This is a genomic window from Streptomyces sp. NPDC091271 (assembly GCF_044757505.1).
GTDB lineage: Bacteria > Actinomycetota > Actinomycetes > Streptomycetales > Streptomycetaceae > Streptomyces.
In genome coordinates, this window is the sequence record NZ_JBIVVD010000002.1 from 581164 (window position 1) to 596922 (window position 15759).

Consider the following 15759-nt stretch of genomic DNA (forward strand, 5'->3'; position numbering starts at 1 on the left):
TTCGGCTCACCAGCGCGCGTGGACCTCCGCGCGGATCCGGCGGTCGTACAGGTCGCGCACCGCGTCGAGGGTGCTCTGCGGGAGTGGCGGAAGAGCGGCGGCCGACGCGTTGGCCCGCACCTGTTCGACCGACCGCGCACCGGGGATGACGCTGGTGACACCGGGCTGCTGGATGATCCAGCGCAGTGCGGTCTGTGCCGGGGTGGCGCCTTCGGGAGCGAACCCGGCGAACTCCGCCGCGGCGGCCACGCCCGTCGCGTAGTCGATGCCGGAGAACGTCTCGCCCTGGTCGAACGCCTCGCCGTGGCGGTTGTACGTGCGGTGGTCCTCGGGCGCGAAGACCGTGTCGGCGGTGTACTTGCCGGACAGCAGCCCGGAGGCGAGCGGAACGCGCGCGATGATGCCGACCCCGGCCTCCGCCGCGGCCGGGAGGACCTCGTCGAGGGGCTTCAGGCGGAAGGGGTTGAGGATGATCTGGACGCTCGCGACTCCGGGCCTGGCGATGGCCGTGAGCGCCTCGGCGCAGGTCTCCACGCTCACCGCGTACGCGGCGATCCGCTGCTCGGAGACGAGCGTGTCGAGGGCGTCGTACACGGCGTCGGAGGAGTAGACCGCCGTGGGCGGGCAGTGCAGTTGCACGAGATCGAGGGTGTCGACGCCGAGGTTGGCGCGCGAGCGGTCGTTCCAGGTACGGAAGTTGTCCAGGACGTAGTTCTCCGGAAGCTGTTCGGCTCGCCTGCCCATCTTGGTGGCGACGAGCACGTCCGCGTCCGGGCGTTCCTTCAGATAGCGGCCGATCAGCTGTTCGCTGCGGCCGTCGCCGTAGACGTCGGCGGTGTCGAAGAAGGTGACTCCCGACTCGACGGCGGCGTCGAGGACGCCGAAGGCGTCGGCCTCCCGCACCTCGCCCCAGTCCCCGCCCAGCTGCCAGGTGCCCTGTCCTACGACCGATACGTCACGGCCGGTCCTGCCGAGTGTGCGCTGCTCCATACGGATCATGCTACGTCCGCACGCGGACCGGCGGCGGTGGCCGGCGCCGGTCCGCGTCCGCGTCCGCGCTCAGTCGGCGGTGGTCACGCGGACGTAGTCGACGACGAGCTGCTGCGGGAAGCTCGTGCTGCCGTCGGGGTCGCCCGGCCAGTAACCGCCCACGGCGAGGTTGAGGATGAGGAAGAACGGCTTGTCGAACACCCAGGGGTTGCCGTTGAGGTCCGCGGGTGTCCTGCGCTGGTAGACGGTTCCGTCGACGGACCAGGTGATGGAGTCGGGGGCCCAGTCCACGGCGAAGGTGTGGAAGTCGTCGGCGAAGGCGGCTCCACCGGGGAGGGTGTAGCCGGCGCCGATGCCGCCCGAGCCGGAGTAGCCGGGGCCGTGCAGCGTGCCGTGCACGGTGCCGGGCTCGAATCCGACGTTCTCCATGATGTCGATCTCACCGCTGTTGGGCCAGCCGACGCTGCCGATGTCGGCGCCGAGCATCCAGAAGGCCGGCCATATGCCCTGTCCGCGCGGGATCTTCATCCTGCTCTCGACGTGTCCGTACGTCGCGGTGAACTTTCCGGAGGTGTTGAGCCGGGACGAGGTGTACTCGCAGGTCCCGTACCAGCACTGGTAGTTGCCGGGGTTCTCCTTGCGCGCGGTGATGACCAGGTTGCCCTGGCCGTCGAGGGCGGCGTTGCTGTTGCCCGCCGTGTAGTACTGCCGCTCGTGGTTGCTGACGTTGTCGCCGGTCTCCGTCAGCCACTTGCCCCCGTCGACGGCCGAGCCGGCGGGGCCGTCGAACTCGTCGGCGAAGGCCACGGCCGCCGTCCGGGAGTTGGTGGAGGGCGCAGCCGTGTGGGGGTCGGGTGCGGCCGAGGCTCCGGCGGGAAGTGCGGTCATGACCACGGAGCAGCAGACCAGGGAGAGTGCGGCGTACAGGGTCCTGCGGCGCCTCTTCGGGAGGCGGCGCACGGCGTGGTGGGGAGAATGCACGGTCATCACTTCTTTTCGGGGTGGGGGGATGACAGTCATGCGCATGACAGATGAACGCCGAGAGGTGAACGCTTGTCACACTCACCCCGGGCGGTATCTTTCAACACTTGATTTAAGGGAGTGGTCCGAGGCCCGTCAAGGATCTGGTCCGGACCGGGCGGGTACGAGTGGAAGTCGGCGCGGTGGGGAACGGACAACTCATGCGCATCCGTACCGAAGTCACCGTTCCCGCCACCCTCGCCCTGGCCTTCGCCCTGCTGGCTCCGGCCGGCACCGCGACGGCCTCCTCCGCCGCCCCCGCTGTCCCGGCCTGCCGGGAGAGCAGTCTGAAGGTCACCGCCACGGCCTCCGAACAGCCCGAGACGCTGCGCATCAGCGTCACCAACCAGGGCCGGCAGTCCTGCGTCGTCGACCGCATCCCCACGGTCGTCTTCGGCGACCTGGACGGCCCGGCCCTGCCGGTACCCGACGGCGAGAGCGGTCCGTACCGCCTGCCGGCGGGCGGATCCGGCTACGCCGCGGTGCGCACGCTGGACCCTGCGGCCACGGAGCTGCGGGTGGTGGACCGGCTGACGGTCGCCGGGGACCCCGCGCACCGCGGGCGGACCTTCGACGCCGCCTCGCTGGGGGCGCCGGACGGGGTGCGGGTCTGGGAGCCGGTGACCACCTGGTGGCACCGCTCGAGCGCGGCGGCCGACGCGACGCTCGAGCGGTACACGGACTGACCGGACTCTCCTCGCGGCCGCCGCCATGCGGCGCGCGGCCGCGAGCGGCACAGTGGAGGCATGGACTGTGCGGGGCCCGCGCGGCCTCGACCGGGCAGGCGCGCATCGTCCGACCGCATCCCGGCGGAAGGATCAGGCGTGGACAGCGAGAGCACACGGCGGTTCGTGGTGCAGATCCACGACGCCCGGCGCATGCATTTCGATTTCCGTCTCGAGGTCGGCGGCGTCCTGAAGTCCTGGGCCGTGCCGCGAGGCCCGTCGGACAACCCGAGCGACAAACGGCTGGCCGTGCCGACGGAGGACCATCCCCTCGAATACCGCGAGTTCGAGGGCGTCATTCCGCAGGAGGAGCAGGGCAGCGGCACCGTGATCGTCTGGGACCAGGGCACCTACACCCCGACCAGCCACGACCTCGCGGGCGACCCCGTCCCGTTCGCCGAGTCCCTGGAGCGCGGACACGCCACGTTCCGGCTCGACGGGGCCAAGCTGCACGGGGAGTTCGCGCTCACCCGCTTCCGTATCGACGACGAGGAAGGGACCCGGGGGCCGGAGGCCTGGCTGCTGATCAAGGCCAACGACCGGCAGGCCGTCCACGACCGGGCGGGCACCCCCGACCCGTACCACGCGCGCTCGGCCCGCACCGGCCGCACACTGCACCAGGTCGCCGTGGCCGAGCGGGAGGGCGCTCACTGAGCACTCACCGCGGGGACGGCGCGCCGTCGGAGCCGGTGAGCCGGTCCAGGACGCCTGTGTAGCGGGAGCGCCTGTCGGGACGGGCCTGGCCGACGGCGTGCCGCAGAGCGGGGACCGCGGCTCCGCCCATCAGCAGCAACCCCTCGGCGGCCTCTCCGCGGACCGCAGGGTGCGTGTGGTCGAGCAGGGAGACCAGCGCGGGAACGGCGGGTTCCCACGCGGCGTGGCAGAGCGTCCTGATGGCCATGCGCCTGATGTCCGGCTGCGAGTCGTCCAGCAGGACGGCCGTGTGGAGCAGGTGGGCCGGCCGGTCCAGCATGGTGCGCGAGGTCCGGTGGGCGTGCAGTCTCACCTTGGGCCGGGGATGGGCCAGCAGCTCACCGATGACCTGCTTCAGGGCGGGGTCCGGGTCCGGGGCCCGGCCGGTGTGCTCCTCGGCGAGGCGGGAGAGGGCCCTGCGTATCTGTTCCGGTCCCCCGGTCCGGGCCAGACGCAGCAGTTCGGCGCGCCCCGGCCGGTGGACCGCTCCGGTGGGAGCCGTCGTACGGGGGACGGAACCCGGCCCCTCGTCCAGGACCAACCCCTCGGCGAGGCCGTCCCGTCCCTCGGCGCGCAGCCGGTCGCGGATCCTCGTCCTGTCCGAGGAGCCCAGCAGCGGCCGTCCCGCCAGCAGGTCCAGGAGTCCCCATGCCCCGGCCTCGATCCGGGGCAGGAGGTGATCCGCCAGGACTTCGGCCGGCGCCGTCCGCAGGGCGTGGGCGGCCTCCGTCCGGAGACCGGCGGGGCCGTGCTCCCACCATCCGAGGAGCAGCGGGATCAGAGGCACGGTCTCCCAGGGGCCCAGGTGCGGGACGAGGCGGGCCACCCTGGCGGGCACGATCCCTTCACCGCCCAGCTCCGCGGGAGCGACGGTGGCCAGGGCGCGCGCCAGGCAGCCTCCGGACGGCAGGTCGACACGTCCTCGGAGGTACGCGTCGAGGACCGCGCGTGCCGGCTCCGGCTCCGGCCAGTCCAGGAGCTCCCGGGCGGCGCCGGATCGGCGGCCGGGATCCGGCGCTTCCAGCGTGTCCATCAGCCGGGTGCGCCGCTCGGCGGAACGCGGCCGGCCGGGGGCGTCGCGTACGACTTCCGAAGCCGGGCCGCCTGTCTCGGAGAGCGTCCACGGGGGTGCGCCGAGCGGCTGAAGGCCCGTCATCCAGTCCACCAGAAGAGCGCGTACCCCGTCGTCGCCGGCATCGGGGTACGCGTCGACGAGGGCGCCGAGGCGCTGCCTGGAGTCCGGCGGGTACGGGGCGCGGCGCCGGAACTCCTCCAGGGCGCGAGAGGTGCGCAGGGCCGGGCGCAGCGCTGACCGCCACGCTTCCGCCTCCTCACCGGCCGTGGGCGGCTCCGGCACGCCGAACGCCTCACGCAGTACGGCGTTCTCGGCCTTCTGCACGTCGTCGTCGAGGCGGGCGGCGGCGAGGGCCCGGTCCAGGTCGCCTCTGACCGGCACGGCATCGCAGGCACGGAGCAGCCGCAGCGCCGGCACGTGCTGAGGGTGTGTCATGGCGCGTACGGAACCGGCGAGCGCCATGCGCTCCGGCCAGGGCAGCCGGGGAGCCACGGGGCGGGCGGTCTCCGCACCCGGGAGGTACGCGCCAGGGCCGGGCGTGCGGTCATGGGCGGACTCCTCGTCTGCGTGCTCCGGGCCCGGTCGGCCGGAAGCACGCAGACGCCGAGCCCTCACCCGTGCGTCAGGGGCAAGGGCCGGACCTCCTCAGGAGTTCGTGGTGGAGGTCAGGTGGGCGAACACCACCACGTTGTCCTCGTAGTCCTTCTTCTTCTTGTCGTAGACACCACCGCAGGTGATCAGCCGCAGCTGGGCGGTGCCGTTGTCGGCGTACACGCGGTCGTCCGGGAAGTCCTCCTTGCTGAAGGTCTCGACCGTGTCGACCTTGAACGTGGCGACTGCGCCGTCCCGGCGGGTGATGTCCACGGTGTTGCCGGCCTTGAGCGTGCTGAGCAGCAGGAAGACGGCGGGTCCGATCTTCGTGTCGACATGCCCGGCCACCACCGAGGTGCCGCGCTCGCCGGGGGTGGCGCCGTCCTTGAACCAGCCCGCCAGATTGGCGTCGTAGGCGGGCGGTGCGTCCAGCTGCCCGGAGGGGCCGATCGACAGGGGCGTGAAGGGGGCGTCGACGGCGATCGATTTGATCGAGATCCGTTCGGGCTCGGACCGGGGCAGCCCGAGGCCGGCGGCCGGCGCGGATGCCGACGGTGTGGGCGAGGCGGGCGCCGAAGCCGCGGGCAGGGACACCACGGCAGGGGCCGGCGGGACTCCGGCCGACGCGTCGAAGGAGTTGTAGACGAGGAGGAAGCCCAGCCCCACCGCCGCGACGGGCCACAGCAGGGAACGGCCGAGGGCAGGGGAGGCGGGGGCTGGTTCTGACGGCTGCGGGGCGGCCATGCGCATGCTGCCTTTCGCGTACGGGAGGGACGGGTGGCGGTACGGGGAAATCGGCGCGGCCACCGCCCTGGAGAGGGCGGCGGCCACGACAGATTCGATCAGCGGGGCGGAGCGCCGGTCAGGCGGCAGCCGCACCCGAGGCGTTGCGGCGGCGCAGCTTGTACGCGGCGGCACCCAGGCCACCGAGCATCAGCACCGAACCGGCGGCCAGGCCGCTGCCGGAGAGCGCCATCGCTCCACCGCCGGTGTGGACGCCGCCCTCGGGCTTCTCGTGCTTCCAGGTCTGCTCGCTGTCTCCGGAGCCGGAGCCGGACTCCTTGTCCTTCTCCCAGTCGTCCGCCGACACGCCGGCGAGCGCGCCGCCACCGGTGTGGACGCCGCCCTCGGGCTTGTCGTGCTTCCACGAGTCCGGCTTCTCACGGTCGTCGTTGCTGCCGGAGCCGGACTCCTTGTCCTTGTCCTTCTCCCAGTCGTCCGCCGACACGCCGGCGAGCGCGCCGCCACCGGTGTGGACGCCGCCCTCGGGCTTGTCGTGCTTCCACGAGTCCGGCTTCTCACGGTCGTCGTTGCTGCCGGAGCCGGACTCCTTGTCCTTGTCCTTCTCCCAGTCGTCCGCCGACAGACCGGCGAGCGCGCCGCCACCGGTGTGGACGCCGCCTTCCGGCTTGTCGTGCTTCCACGAGTCCGGCTTCTCACGGTCGTCGTTGCTGCTGGCGGAGGAACCGCTGTCCTTGTCCCAGTCGTCCGCCGAGGTCACGGCGTATGCGGCGGGAACGGAGACCGCGAGGACCGCCGTGACGGCGGCCGATGCGAACAGGGTGCGGGCAGAGCGCATGGATACACAATCCTTTCGCCACCCCCGCGCTGGCCGGCTGGTTGTCGGCTCATCGGATCACGGGTGCGACGTGATCCACCGTCAGCTGAAATCCGGAGGCGCACCACTCGGGAAGGCCGCATTCGAGGGAAGCGGTGGGCTCATCGTGTGACAGGGAGCCAGATGTCACCCGTTGGACGGCACGCCACGCCGGGAGGAGGTTTGGGCGGCGACGATCACCGGTGTAGGGGGCTCAGGGGGTGCTCGTAGGATCACGGCATGAACGACATAGCACCGGCCGGCTGCTGCTCCCCCGGCCGTGGAAGGCCTGACGGCCCGTCCGGGGCCGCCCCCTCCGCCGGGCAGGGCCAGGCCCGGGTCGCCCCTGCGGCATCAGCGGTATCAGCGGCGCAGCCTGTCGCCGACGGGATGGTGCTGCTCCCGGGGGGACCGTTCCTCATGGGCTCCGAGGATCCCGACGGGTTCCGGGCGGACGGCGAGGGCCCGGTCCGCGAGGTGCGGGTGTCCGCCTTCCGCATCGACACCCGGGCAGTCAGCAACGAGCGGTTCGCGGAGTTCGTCTCGGCCACCGGTCACGTCACGGAGGCCGAGCGTTTCGGCTGGTCGTACGTTTTCGCCGGTTTCCTGCCGGCCGCGCTCCGGCGCGGCGCCGGCCGTCCTGACGGCGCCCCGTGGTGGTGCGGGGTGGAGGGCGTCCGGTGGGACATGCCCGAAGGTCCCGGCAGCGGGATCGAGGACCGCGCGGACCATCCGGTCGTGCACGTCTCCTGGAACGACGCGCGGGCGTACTGCCGTTGGGTGGATGCCCGGCTGCCGACGGAAGCCGAGTGGGAGTACGCGGCCCGGGGCGGCCTGGTGCAGGCACGCTTCCCGTGGGGCGACGAGCTGACCCCGGACGGGGAGCACCGCTGCAACGTCTGGCAGGGGCACTTCCCCACGAAGAACACCGCCGAGGACGGATACGCGGGCACCGCGCCGGTCGACGCCTACCAGCCGAACGGATACGGCCTGTACAACATGGCGGGGAACGTCTGGGAGTGGTGCCAGGACTGGTGGAGCACCGACCGTCAGGCGGCCCGCCGGAGCGACCCGCGCGGCCCGGGCACGGGTGACGCCAAGGTGATCCGAGGCGGCTCCTACCTGTGCCACCGCTCGTACTGCAACCGCTACCGGGTGGCAGCGCGTACCCGCAACACGCCGGACAGCACGACGGGGAACCTCGGCTTCCGCTGCGTGCGATCGGCCTGATCCCGCCGTCATTGCGGCAACATGAATATTTTTCCGGGTCATTGACTAAAAAATCGCGCGGTCATCATGCTGGGCGCCATGCACTCACACGGTGGACCTCTCTCGCGGCTGAGGCGCGGGCACGAGGAACGCGTACTCGGTCTGCTGCGCCGGCACGGACCACAGAGCCGAGCCGAGCTCGGACGCCAGGCCGGGCTGTCGCGTACCACGCTGTACGACATAGTCGGGACCCTGGTCGCGAGCGGCGCCGTCGTGGCGGCAGCCGCGGAACCGGGTCCGCGCCGGCGCGGCCGTCCGGTCGAGCACCTCACGCTCAATCCCGCGGCCGGCCAGGCCGTCGGCATCGATTTCGCCCGCCGGGCCGTTCATGTGGCCGCCGCCAATGTGGCTCACGAGGTGATCGGATCGGCGAGCCGGGCCCACCCTCCCGGGCTCTCCTGGGAGCGGCGGGTGGAGCTGGCCGAGCGGCTGGTCTCCTCGCTGGCGGGCGGCACCCTGCGGCTGGCCGCCCTCGGCACGACCGGTGCGGTCGGGGTCGGTGTCGTGGGCCCGGTGCGGACGGCCGCGGGCGCACCCGAGGAACCGCTGGCGAACCTGGCCGGGCTGCTGGGCAAGCGGTTCGGGGCCCCGGTCCTGCTGGACAACAACACGCGGCTCGCGGCCCTCGCGGAGTCCACCTGGGGGGCTGCGGCGGCGAGCCAGGACGTGCTGTATCTGCGGCTGTCGCACGGCGTGGGCGGCGGCCTCGTCGTGAACGGTTCGCTCCACCGGGGTGTGGACGGACTGGCGGGCGAGCTCGGGCACATCACCGCCGATCCCGAAGGCCGACCGTGCGAGTGCGGGGGCACGGGGTGCTTGGAGACGATCGCGTCGATCGGGCCCGTCCTCGCCTCCTTCCGCGCCCTGGGCGGACGCGCGGACGACGTCCCGACCCTCCTGCGAGCGGTCGAGAACGGCGACCGGGCGGCACACGAGGTGCTGCGGACGGCGGGTGCCCGGACCGGCGCGGTGCTCGCGGGGGTCGTCAACGCGGTCGGTCCGGGTGTGATCGTGCTGGGCGGTGAGCTGGCCCGGGCGGGCGATGCCCTGCTCGCACCCGTGCAGGAGGCACTCGACGCGCATGTCCTGCCGCTGGCCCGTGGGCGCGTGACGCTGCTGCCCGCCGGGCTCGGCGAGGCGGGCGGCGCGCTCGGCGGGGTCGCCCTCGCCCTCCATGAATCCCCTCTGCTCGCCCGCTACCCGGGGCCGGGCGCCGACGACCTTCCCGAGGACGCCACATGAGTTCCACGGAGACACCCCTGAAGCAGGCCGGACCCGTACTCGAGGACGCGGTGCCCGCCCGCGAGCCCCGGCGGAAGGGCGCCCGCGTCCCCGCGATCGTCCTGAACCTGCTCGCCTTGGCCGCGGGCATCGGCCTGTGGGCCTGGCTGGCCTCGCTCGGGGTGCAGGCGCTCCCGGGCCCCGCCGCTGTGGCGGGCAGGGCGGGCGAGCTGATCGCGGACGGCACGCTGGCCGACAACGCCCTGGCGAGCCTCCGCCGGGTCCTGATCGGTTTCGCGCTGGGCACCCTGCTGGCCGTGCCCGTGGGCTTCCTGATGGGCTGGTACCCGGTGGCCCGGGGACTGCTGGAGCCGTACATCCAGTTCTTCCGCACCGTGCCGCCGCTGGCCATGATCCCGCTGGCCATCGTGCTCTTGGGCATCGGCGAGGTGCCCAAGGTGTTCGTCATCTTCCTGGCTGCGTTCCTGTCGAGCGTCGTCGCGGCCTTCCAGGGCGTCGTAGGGGTCGACAGGACACTCATCGACGCGGCGCGGGTGCTCGGCGCCCGTGACGGGACGATCTTCCTGAAGGTGGTCGTACCCGCCTCCGCGCCGTTCATCCTCGTCGGGATGCGGATCGGCCTGGGCTCTGCCTGGGGCACCCTCGTCGCGGCGGAGCTGATCGCCGCGCAGGAGGGGCTCGGCTTCCAGATGCAGCGTGCCCAGCTCTACTACGACCTCCCCACCATCTTCGTCGGCGTGATCACCATCGGTCTGCTCGGCCTTCTGATGGACCGGCTGCTGCTGCTCGCCGAACGTCGCCTCACCCGTTGGCAGGAGACCCGATGAACGCCAAGATCTCCTTCCGGAACGTGTCACGGACCTTTCCGCTGAAGAAGACCACCTTCACCGCCCTGGACGAGGTGTCGCTGGACATCGGTGACGAGGAGTTCGTCACCGTCGTCGGCCCGTCCGGGTGCGGCAAGAGCACCCTGCTCAATCTGGCCGCCGGCCTCGCCGTCCCGACCTCGGGCGAGGTCCTCGTCGACGGGCGGCCCGTCGACGGTCCCGGACCGGACCGGGGGGTGATCTTCCAGCAGTACGCGCTCTTCCCCTGGCTGACCGTGCGCGGCAACGTCGAATTCGGACTGAAGCTGGCATCCGTGCCGGCCGCCGAGCGGAAGCTGCGGGCGGAGCGCGCCATCGAGCTGGTCGGTCTCACCGACTTCGCCGACGCGCTGCCCAAGACGCTGTCGGGCGGGATGAAGCAGCGCTGCGCGATCGCCCGCGCCTATGCGGTCGATCCGCAGGTGCTGCTGATGGACGAACCCTTCGGGGCGCTGGACGCGCTGACCCGGGTCCAGCTCCAGGACCAGCTCCTGGACACCTGGAGCCGGGACAAGCGCACGGTCCTGTTCGTGACGCACGACGTGGACGAGGCCGTGTACCTCGCGCGACGCGTCGTCGTGATGGCCGCGCGGCCGGGTCGCATCCAGTCGGTCATCGACGTGGACCTGCCGTATCCGCGTACCGAAGCCATCCGGCTCTCCCCCGAGTTCGCCCGGATCCGCAATGCCGTGTGGACCTCCGTCTACCACCAGTCCCCGGCCGCCCCGGCCGCCTGAGACCTCCCACCCGTCACCCGCTCCCCCGAACTCCCGTAAGGAACCCTGCGTCATGCGTCTACCTCAGCGCGCCCTCACGGCGGCCGTCGCCGTGTCCGCCCTGGCACTCTCCGTCACCGGGTGCTCCGGTGACTCGTCGTCCGGCGGAACCGTCCGCTTCGGCTACATCAGCGACTACAACGGCGCGAGCCTGCTGGCCATCGCGAACAAGCAGGGGCTGTGGAAGGAGGAGGGGCTGAACCCCGAGTACAAGACGTTCACCAACGGCCCGCTCCAGATCCAGGCGCTCGGGTCCGACAACCTCGACTTCGGCTACATCGGCCCCGGTGCCATGTGGCTGCCCGCGTCGGGCAAGGCCAAGGTCGTCGCGGTCAACACGCTCGCCCGCGCCGACCGCGTCATAGCCCAGCCCGGCATCACCTCCATCGAGGGCCTCAAGGGCAAGAAGGTCGGTGTGCCCGAGGGCACCTCCGGTGCGATGGCACTCGATCTCGCCCTGCAGAAGGCCGGGATGTCGGAGAAGGACATCGAGAAGGTGCCGATGGACCCGTCCACGGTCGTCTCGGCGTTCGTCTCCGGGCAGATCGACGGGGCCGGCCTCTGGTACCCCCTGATCGACAACATCAAGACGAAGAAGCCGAAGCTCAACGAGGTCGCCAGTACGGCGGACTTCAAGGACCGGGCGTTCCCGACGGCCTTCGTGGCGCCCGCCAAGAGTGACGAGAAGCTCAACGGCAAAGTCGTCAAGGTCCTCCAGAAGGCCAACGACTGGCGTGCCGCGCACCCCGACGAGGCCATCGACGCGGCCGCCTCGCTGCTGAAGATCGACCGCGCCAAGGTGGCGGCGGACGCGGCCAACGTGGAGACGCTGTCGACGGCCGATCTGGTCGCCAGGACCGAGGACGGCACCGTGGACAGCTGGCTGGACGGGCTCGGCGAGTTCTTCGTGGAAACGGGCCGGCTGAAGAAGGCCCCGGCGGCGGACACGTACTACGAGGGCGACCTCTACACGAAGGCGTACAAGAAGTGAACCTGCTCTTCCTGATGACCGATCAGCACCGGGTGGACACCCTCGGCTGTTACGGCAACCCGCATGTCGCCACCCCGAACCTGGACCGTCTGGCGGCCACCGGCACACGCTTCGACCGCTTCTACACTCCGACCGCGATCTGCACCCCGGCGCGCGCGAGCCTGCTCACCGGACAGGCGCCCTTCCGTCACCGCCTACTCGCCAACTACGAGCGCAACGTTGGTTATCTGGAGGACCTGCGCGAGGACGCCTTCACCTTCCCTGCGGCCCTGGCGGAGCGCGACTACCGGCTGGGGCTCATCGGCAAGTGGCACGGCGGGACCCACCGCAACGCCGCCTCGTACGGTTTCGAGGGCCCGGACCTGCCGGGCTGGCACAACCCCGTCGACCATCCGGACTACCTGGCGTATCTGGAGGAGCGCGGGCTGCCGCCGTACCGCATCTCCGATCCGATCCGGGGCACGGCCCCGGGCGGCAACCCGGGGAATCTGCTGGCCGCGCGGCTGCACCAGCCCGTGGAGGCGACGTTCGAGCACTACCTCGCCACCCGCGCCATCGAGCACCTGGAACGGTACGCGGCCGGTGAGGAGCCGTTCTTCCTGGCGACGCACTTCTTCGGCCCGCATCTGCCCTATCTGCTCCCGGACGCCTACTTCGACCTCTACGATCCGGAGCTCGTCGAACTGCCGCCGTCCATCGCCGAGACCTTCGAGGGCAAGCCACCGGTGCAGCGCAACTACAGCGCGCACTGGGCCTTCGACACCATCCCGATCGAGACGACCCGCAAGCTGATCGCCGTCTACTGGGGCTATGTGACCCTCATCGACGATCAGATCGGACGCATCCTCACCCGTCTGGACGAGCTGGGGCTCAGCGAGGAAACCTCCGTGTTCTTCACCGCGGACCACGGCGAGTTCACCGGCGCCCACCGGCTCCACGACAAGGGTCCGGCGATGTACGAGGACATCTACCGCATCCCCGGCATCATCCGGATCCCCGGGGCCGCCCCGCAGGTCAGGGAGGAGCTGGTCAGCCTCACGGACTGCACCGCCACGCTGCTCGAACTGGCGGGCTGCGACCCGTCACCGGCCGTGGACAGCCGCAGCCTGGTCCCGCTCGTCAAGGGTGAGACCCCGGACTGGCCGGGTGAGCTCGTCGCGGAGTTCCACGGCCACCACTTCCCGTACCCGCAGCGGATGATCCGCGACGACCGCTACAAGCTCGTCGTCAATCCGGAGTCGGTCAACGAGCTGTACGACCTGGAAGCGGACCCCCACGAGCTCAGCAACCGCTACACGCACCCCGAATTCAAGACCGTCCGCGCCCGGCTGATGCGGCGGCTGTACGAACTGCTGCGGGACAGGGGCGACAACTTCTACCACTGGATGACGTCCATGTACGACATCGGCGCCTCCGACTACGACCCGAGCCTCAGCGCCTTCGAGACGGATGACACGACCTGGACCGCAGCCGCGGATCCGGGCGGGACACTCGCGGAGACCCCATGAGACGCACACGAAAGACCGGCCGCAGCCGCTTCCTGCCCCGGTGGGCGGCCGGAGCGGCCGCCCTGGTCTGGATCCTCACCCTCGCCTCCCCGTCGCACGGTGCGCAGGACCGCGCGGCCTCCGGTGCGACGTACACCAACCCGGTCTCCACCGGGGCCGTCGACACCTTCCCCGACCCCGCGATGATCCGCGGCAAGGACGGTCTCTGGTACGCCTACGGCACCCAGAATCCGGTCATGCAGAGCACGGGCGAGGACGGGGAACGCATGCTGCCCATCCTGCGCTCGGCCGACATGGTGACGTGGGAGTACGCGGGCGAGGTGTTCACGCCCTGGAACAAGCCTGCCTGGCACGAGGGTTCGCGGCTGTGGGCGCCCGAGGTGCGCTACGCCCTCGGCCGCTACCACCTCTACTACTCCGTGCCCGGGCGCAACACCGTCGGTCTCGTCACGTCCACCTCACCGACGGGCCCCTGGACCGACCGCGGAGCCGTGCTGCCCTCGCCGAGCGGCTGTCCGGCGGGCAACATCGACCAGGCGCAGTTCACGGACACGGACGGCACCCCCTACCTGTACTGGGGCAGTTACGACACGATCTGCGTCACGAAGCTGAACGCGGACCTGTCCCGGACCGAGGGCGAGGTCACGCAGGTGGCCCGTGGCCGCCGGGTCGAGGGCGGTTTCGTCGTGCGGCGCGACGACTTCTACTACCTGTTCTACTCCGACGCAGGCTGCTGCGACGGCGCGTACAGCGGCTACCAGGTGAAGGTGGGCCGCTCCACCAGCCCCACCGGTCCCTTCACCGACGACGAGGGCACCGACCTGATGGCCCTCACCAGCAAGGCGGGCGTGGTCGCCGGGGCCAATGGAAACCGGTGGATCGGGCCCGGCCACAACTCCCTCCAGACCGACCTCGCGGGCCAGGACTGGCTGGTCTACCACGGGATTCCCGCCGAGTCGCCCGATCTCGCCCCGGCCTCGAACGGCACCCTGAAGCTGACCCGGCGGCCGATGCTCATCGACCGGCTCGACTGGATCGACGGCTGGCCCGTCGTACGGGCGGGCGCGGGGCCTTCGGACGGGCCGACCGCCGCGCCGGTGACTTCGTGGGCGGTCGGCGGGACCTTCAACGCCGGCGGCCTGTCGGGCTGGCGCGCGAAGGGTGACTCCCCCACAGGCTGGTCCACCGCGACCGATCCGGACGCCGGCGGCCATGCCGTGTACACGCCCGGGGCCTCCCGGACAGGCACCTCTTATCTCGTCGCCGATGGGCGCGCACCCACGGACCTGCGTGCCGAGGCGGACCTGAAGGTGACGGCGGCGGGTGGCGCGGCGGGGCTCACCGTCGCCTACCGGGACCCCGGCAACCGGATCGTTGCCTGGCTCGACCGGGCGCGCGGCGCGCTCGTCACCGACGTACGCGTCGGCGGCAGGAGCCGTGGCGAGCAGGTCACCACGCTGCCCACCGGATTCTCCTGGGACACCTGGAACAACGTGTCCGTGGAGCTGCGCGGCACCCGGCTGACGGCCGAGGTGAGCGGTGACCGGCTGCGGGACCCGGTGGCCCTGCAGTCCCGTGACCTGCCGGCCGCGGCTGTGCGCGAGGGCGCGGTGGGTGCCGCCGCGCGAGGCGTCGGTGGGGCGGCGGACAACGTGGGGGCGGCCGCCCTGTACAGGCCTGTGACGAAGCGGGTGGTGGTCGGTCCACCGGGACGTCTGCTGCGGGAACACAGCGACGAGTTCGACGCGGCCACGGTCCCGGGCACCGGTACCGCCTCCCCGTGGCAGTGGGTGCGCGGGCCGGCGACGGGGGTCACCATGTCCGGCGGCGCGCTCTCCTGGCCGACACAGAACGCCGAGCTCCATCTCGGCACCAACACGGCGTCCGTGCTCCTGCGGGACGCGCCCGAGGGTGACTACACGGTCGAGACCAAGCTGCGCTTCGCCCCCGGCCAGGCGGCCCAGCAGGCAGGTCTCGTGCTGTACGAGAACGACGACCGTTGGTTCAAGCTCGTCCACTCGGTGCTGCCGCTCACCAACGGCAACGGCGCCCTGCTCGATGTCAGCGAGTTCGGCAAGGAGGGCGAGCGCCCCACCACCACCCCGCCGACGGCGGTGGCCAACGCCCCCATGTTCGGTGGACCCACGGCCGACACGATGTGGCTGCGGATGGCGTACCACCGCGACGCCGCGCACAGGGAGCACGAGGTACGCGCGTCCACCAGCCGCGACGGCGTCCACTGGTCACCGGGCGGCACCTGGACCCTTCCGGTGCGGGGCGAGCTGAGGGTCGGCCTGGTGTCCCACAACCGGGCAGGCGCGACAGCGGACTTCGACTACGTACGGACGTACGGAGCCTCCTGAAAGCAGTGATCACTTCCTGAACCCACAGCCCGTCAGTTATCACAGTCAGTCAC

The 15759-nt window shown here is 71.5% G+C and carries 14 protein-coding genes; 9 read left to right on the forward strand and 5 right to left on the reverse strand.

Going from position 1 to position 15759, the window contains the following annotated elements; translation table 11 throughout:
- Positions 1 to 6: 6 nt before the first annotated feature.
- Positions 7 to 999: an aldo/keto reductase gene (locus ACIQM3_RS10060; RefSeq protein WP_401621441.1), complete on the reverse strand. Its 993-nt coding sequence runs from the start codon at positions 997 to 999 to the stop codon at positions 7 to 9.
- A gap of 60 nt (positions 1000 to 1059) precedes the next feature.
- Positions 1060 to 1977, reverse strand: a complete 918-nt coding sequence (locus ACIQM3_RS10065) for a family 16 glycosylhydrolase (RefSeq protein ID WP_401621444.1) — start codon at positions 1975 to 1977, stop codon at positions 1060 to 1062.
- 194 nt (positions 1978 to 2171) lie between these two features.
- Here ACIQM3_RS10065 and ACIQM3_RS10070 point away from each other — a divergent pair, with 194 nt between their 5' ends.
- Positions 2172 to 2696 carry a DUF4232 domain-containing protein gene (locus ACIQM3_RS10070; RefSeq protein ID WP_401621447.1) on the forward strand — a complete coding sequence of 175 codons (525 nt, stop codon included), beginning with the start codon at positions 2172 to 2174 and terminating at the stop codon, positions 2694 to 2696.
- Between the two features lie 138 nt (positions 2697 to 2834).
- Entirely contained in the window at positions 2835 to 3389 is a 555-nt protein-coding gene (locus ACIQM3_RS10075) for a DNA polymerase ligase N-terminal domain-containing protein (RefSeq protein WP_401621450.1), read from the forward strand.
- A gap of 4 nt (positions 3390 to 3393) precedes the next feature.
- Here the strand turns inward: ACIQM3_RS10075 and ACIQM3_RS10080 are convergent, their stop codons facing one another.
- The 3 genes from ACIQM3_RS10080 to ACIQM3_RS10090 form a co-directional block, all read right to left on the reverse strand.
- The gene (locus tag ACIQM3_RS10080; protein ID WP_401621453.1) at positions 3394 to 4938 is read right to left on the reverse strand and encodes a HEAT repeat domain-containing protein; all 1545 of its coding nucleotides are present in this window, start codon (positions 4936 to 4938) and stop codon (positions 3394 to 3396) included.
- A gap of 210 nt (positions 4939 to 5148) precedes the next feature.
- Positions 5149 to 5838 carry a class F sortase gene (locus ACIQM3_RS10085; RefSeq protein WP_401621456.1) on the reverse strand — a complete coding sequence of 230 codons (690 nt, stop codon included), beginning with the start codon at positions 5836 to 5838 and terminating at the stop codon, positions 5149 to 5151.
- Positions 5839 to 5956: 118 nt separating this feature from the next.
- Entirely contained in the window at positions 5957 to 6673 is a 717-nt protein-coding gene (locus ACIQM3_RS10090) for a hypothetical protein (protein WP_401621459.1), read from the reverse strand.
- A gap of 258 nt (positions 6674 to 6931) precedes the next feature.
- Here ACIQM3_RS10090 and ACIQM3_RS10095 point away from each other — a divergent pair, with 258 nt between their 5' ends.
- The 7 genes from ACIQM3_RS10095 to ACIQM3_RS10125 all read left to right on the forward strand — a co-directional run bounded on the left by ACIQM3_RS10095 (position 6932) and on the right by ACIQM3_RS10125 (position 15706).
- Positions 6932 to 7921, forward strand: coding sequence for a formylglycine-generating enzyme family protein (locus tag ACIQM3_RS10095; protein ID WP_401621462.1), 990 nt, complete (start codon positions 6932 to 6934; stop codon positions 7919 to 7921).
- 66 nt (positions 7922 to 7987) lie between these two features.
- Positions 7988 to 9202, forward strand: coding sequence for an ROK family protein (locus ACIQM3_RS10100; RefSeq protein WP_401621464.1), 1215 nt, complete (start codon positions 7988 to 7990; stop codon positions 9200 to 9202).
- Complete coding sequence (locus ACIQM3_RS10105; protein WP_401621466.1) at positions 9199 to 10029, forward strand: ABC transporter permease; 831 nt, start codon at positions 9199 to 9201, stop codon at positions 10027 to 10029. The genes ACIQM3_RS10100 and ACIQM3_RS10105 overlap by 4 nt, the downstream gene beginning before the upstream one ends.
- Positions 10026 to 10805: an ABC transporter ATP-binding protein gene (locus tag ACIQM3_RS10110; protein WP_401621468.1), complete on the forward strand. Its 780-nt coding sequence runs from the start codon at positions 10026 to 10028 to the stop codon at positions 10803 to 10805. The genes ACIQM3_RS10105 and ACIQM3_RS10110 overlap by 4 nt, the downstream gene beginning before the upstream one ends.
- A gap of 52 nt (positions 10806 to 10857) precedes the next feature.
- On the forward strand, positions 10858 to 11835 hold the full coding sequence (locus ACIQM3_RS10115; RefSeq protein ID WP_401621471.1) for an aliphatic sulfonate ABC transporter substrate-binding protein: 978 nt from the start codon (positions 10858 to 10860) through the stop codon (positions 11833 to 11835).
- Positions 11832 to 13343: a sulfatase-like hydrolase/transferase gene (locus ACIQM3_RS10120; protein WP_401621473.1), complete on the forward strand. Its 1512-nt coding sequence runs from the start codon at positions 11832 to 11834 to the stop codon at positions 13341 to 13343. The genes ACIQM3_RS10115 and ACIQM3_RS10120 overlap by 4 nt, the downstream gene beginning before the upstream one ends.
- On the forward strand, positions 13340 to 15706 hold the full coding sequence (locus ACIQM3_RS10125; protein WP_401621476.1) for a family 43 glycosylhydrolase: 2367 nt from the start codon (positions 13340 to 13342) through the stop codon (positions 15704 to 15706). The genes ACIQM3_RS10120 and ACIQM3_RS10125 overlap by 4 nt, the downstream gene beginning before the upstream one ends.
- Positions 15707 to 15759 lie beyond the last annotated feature (53 nt).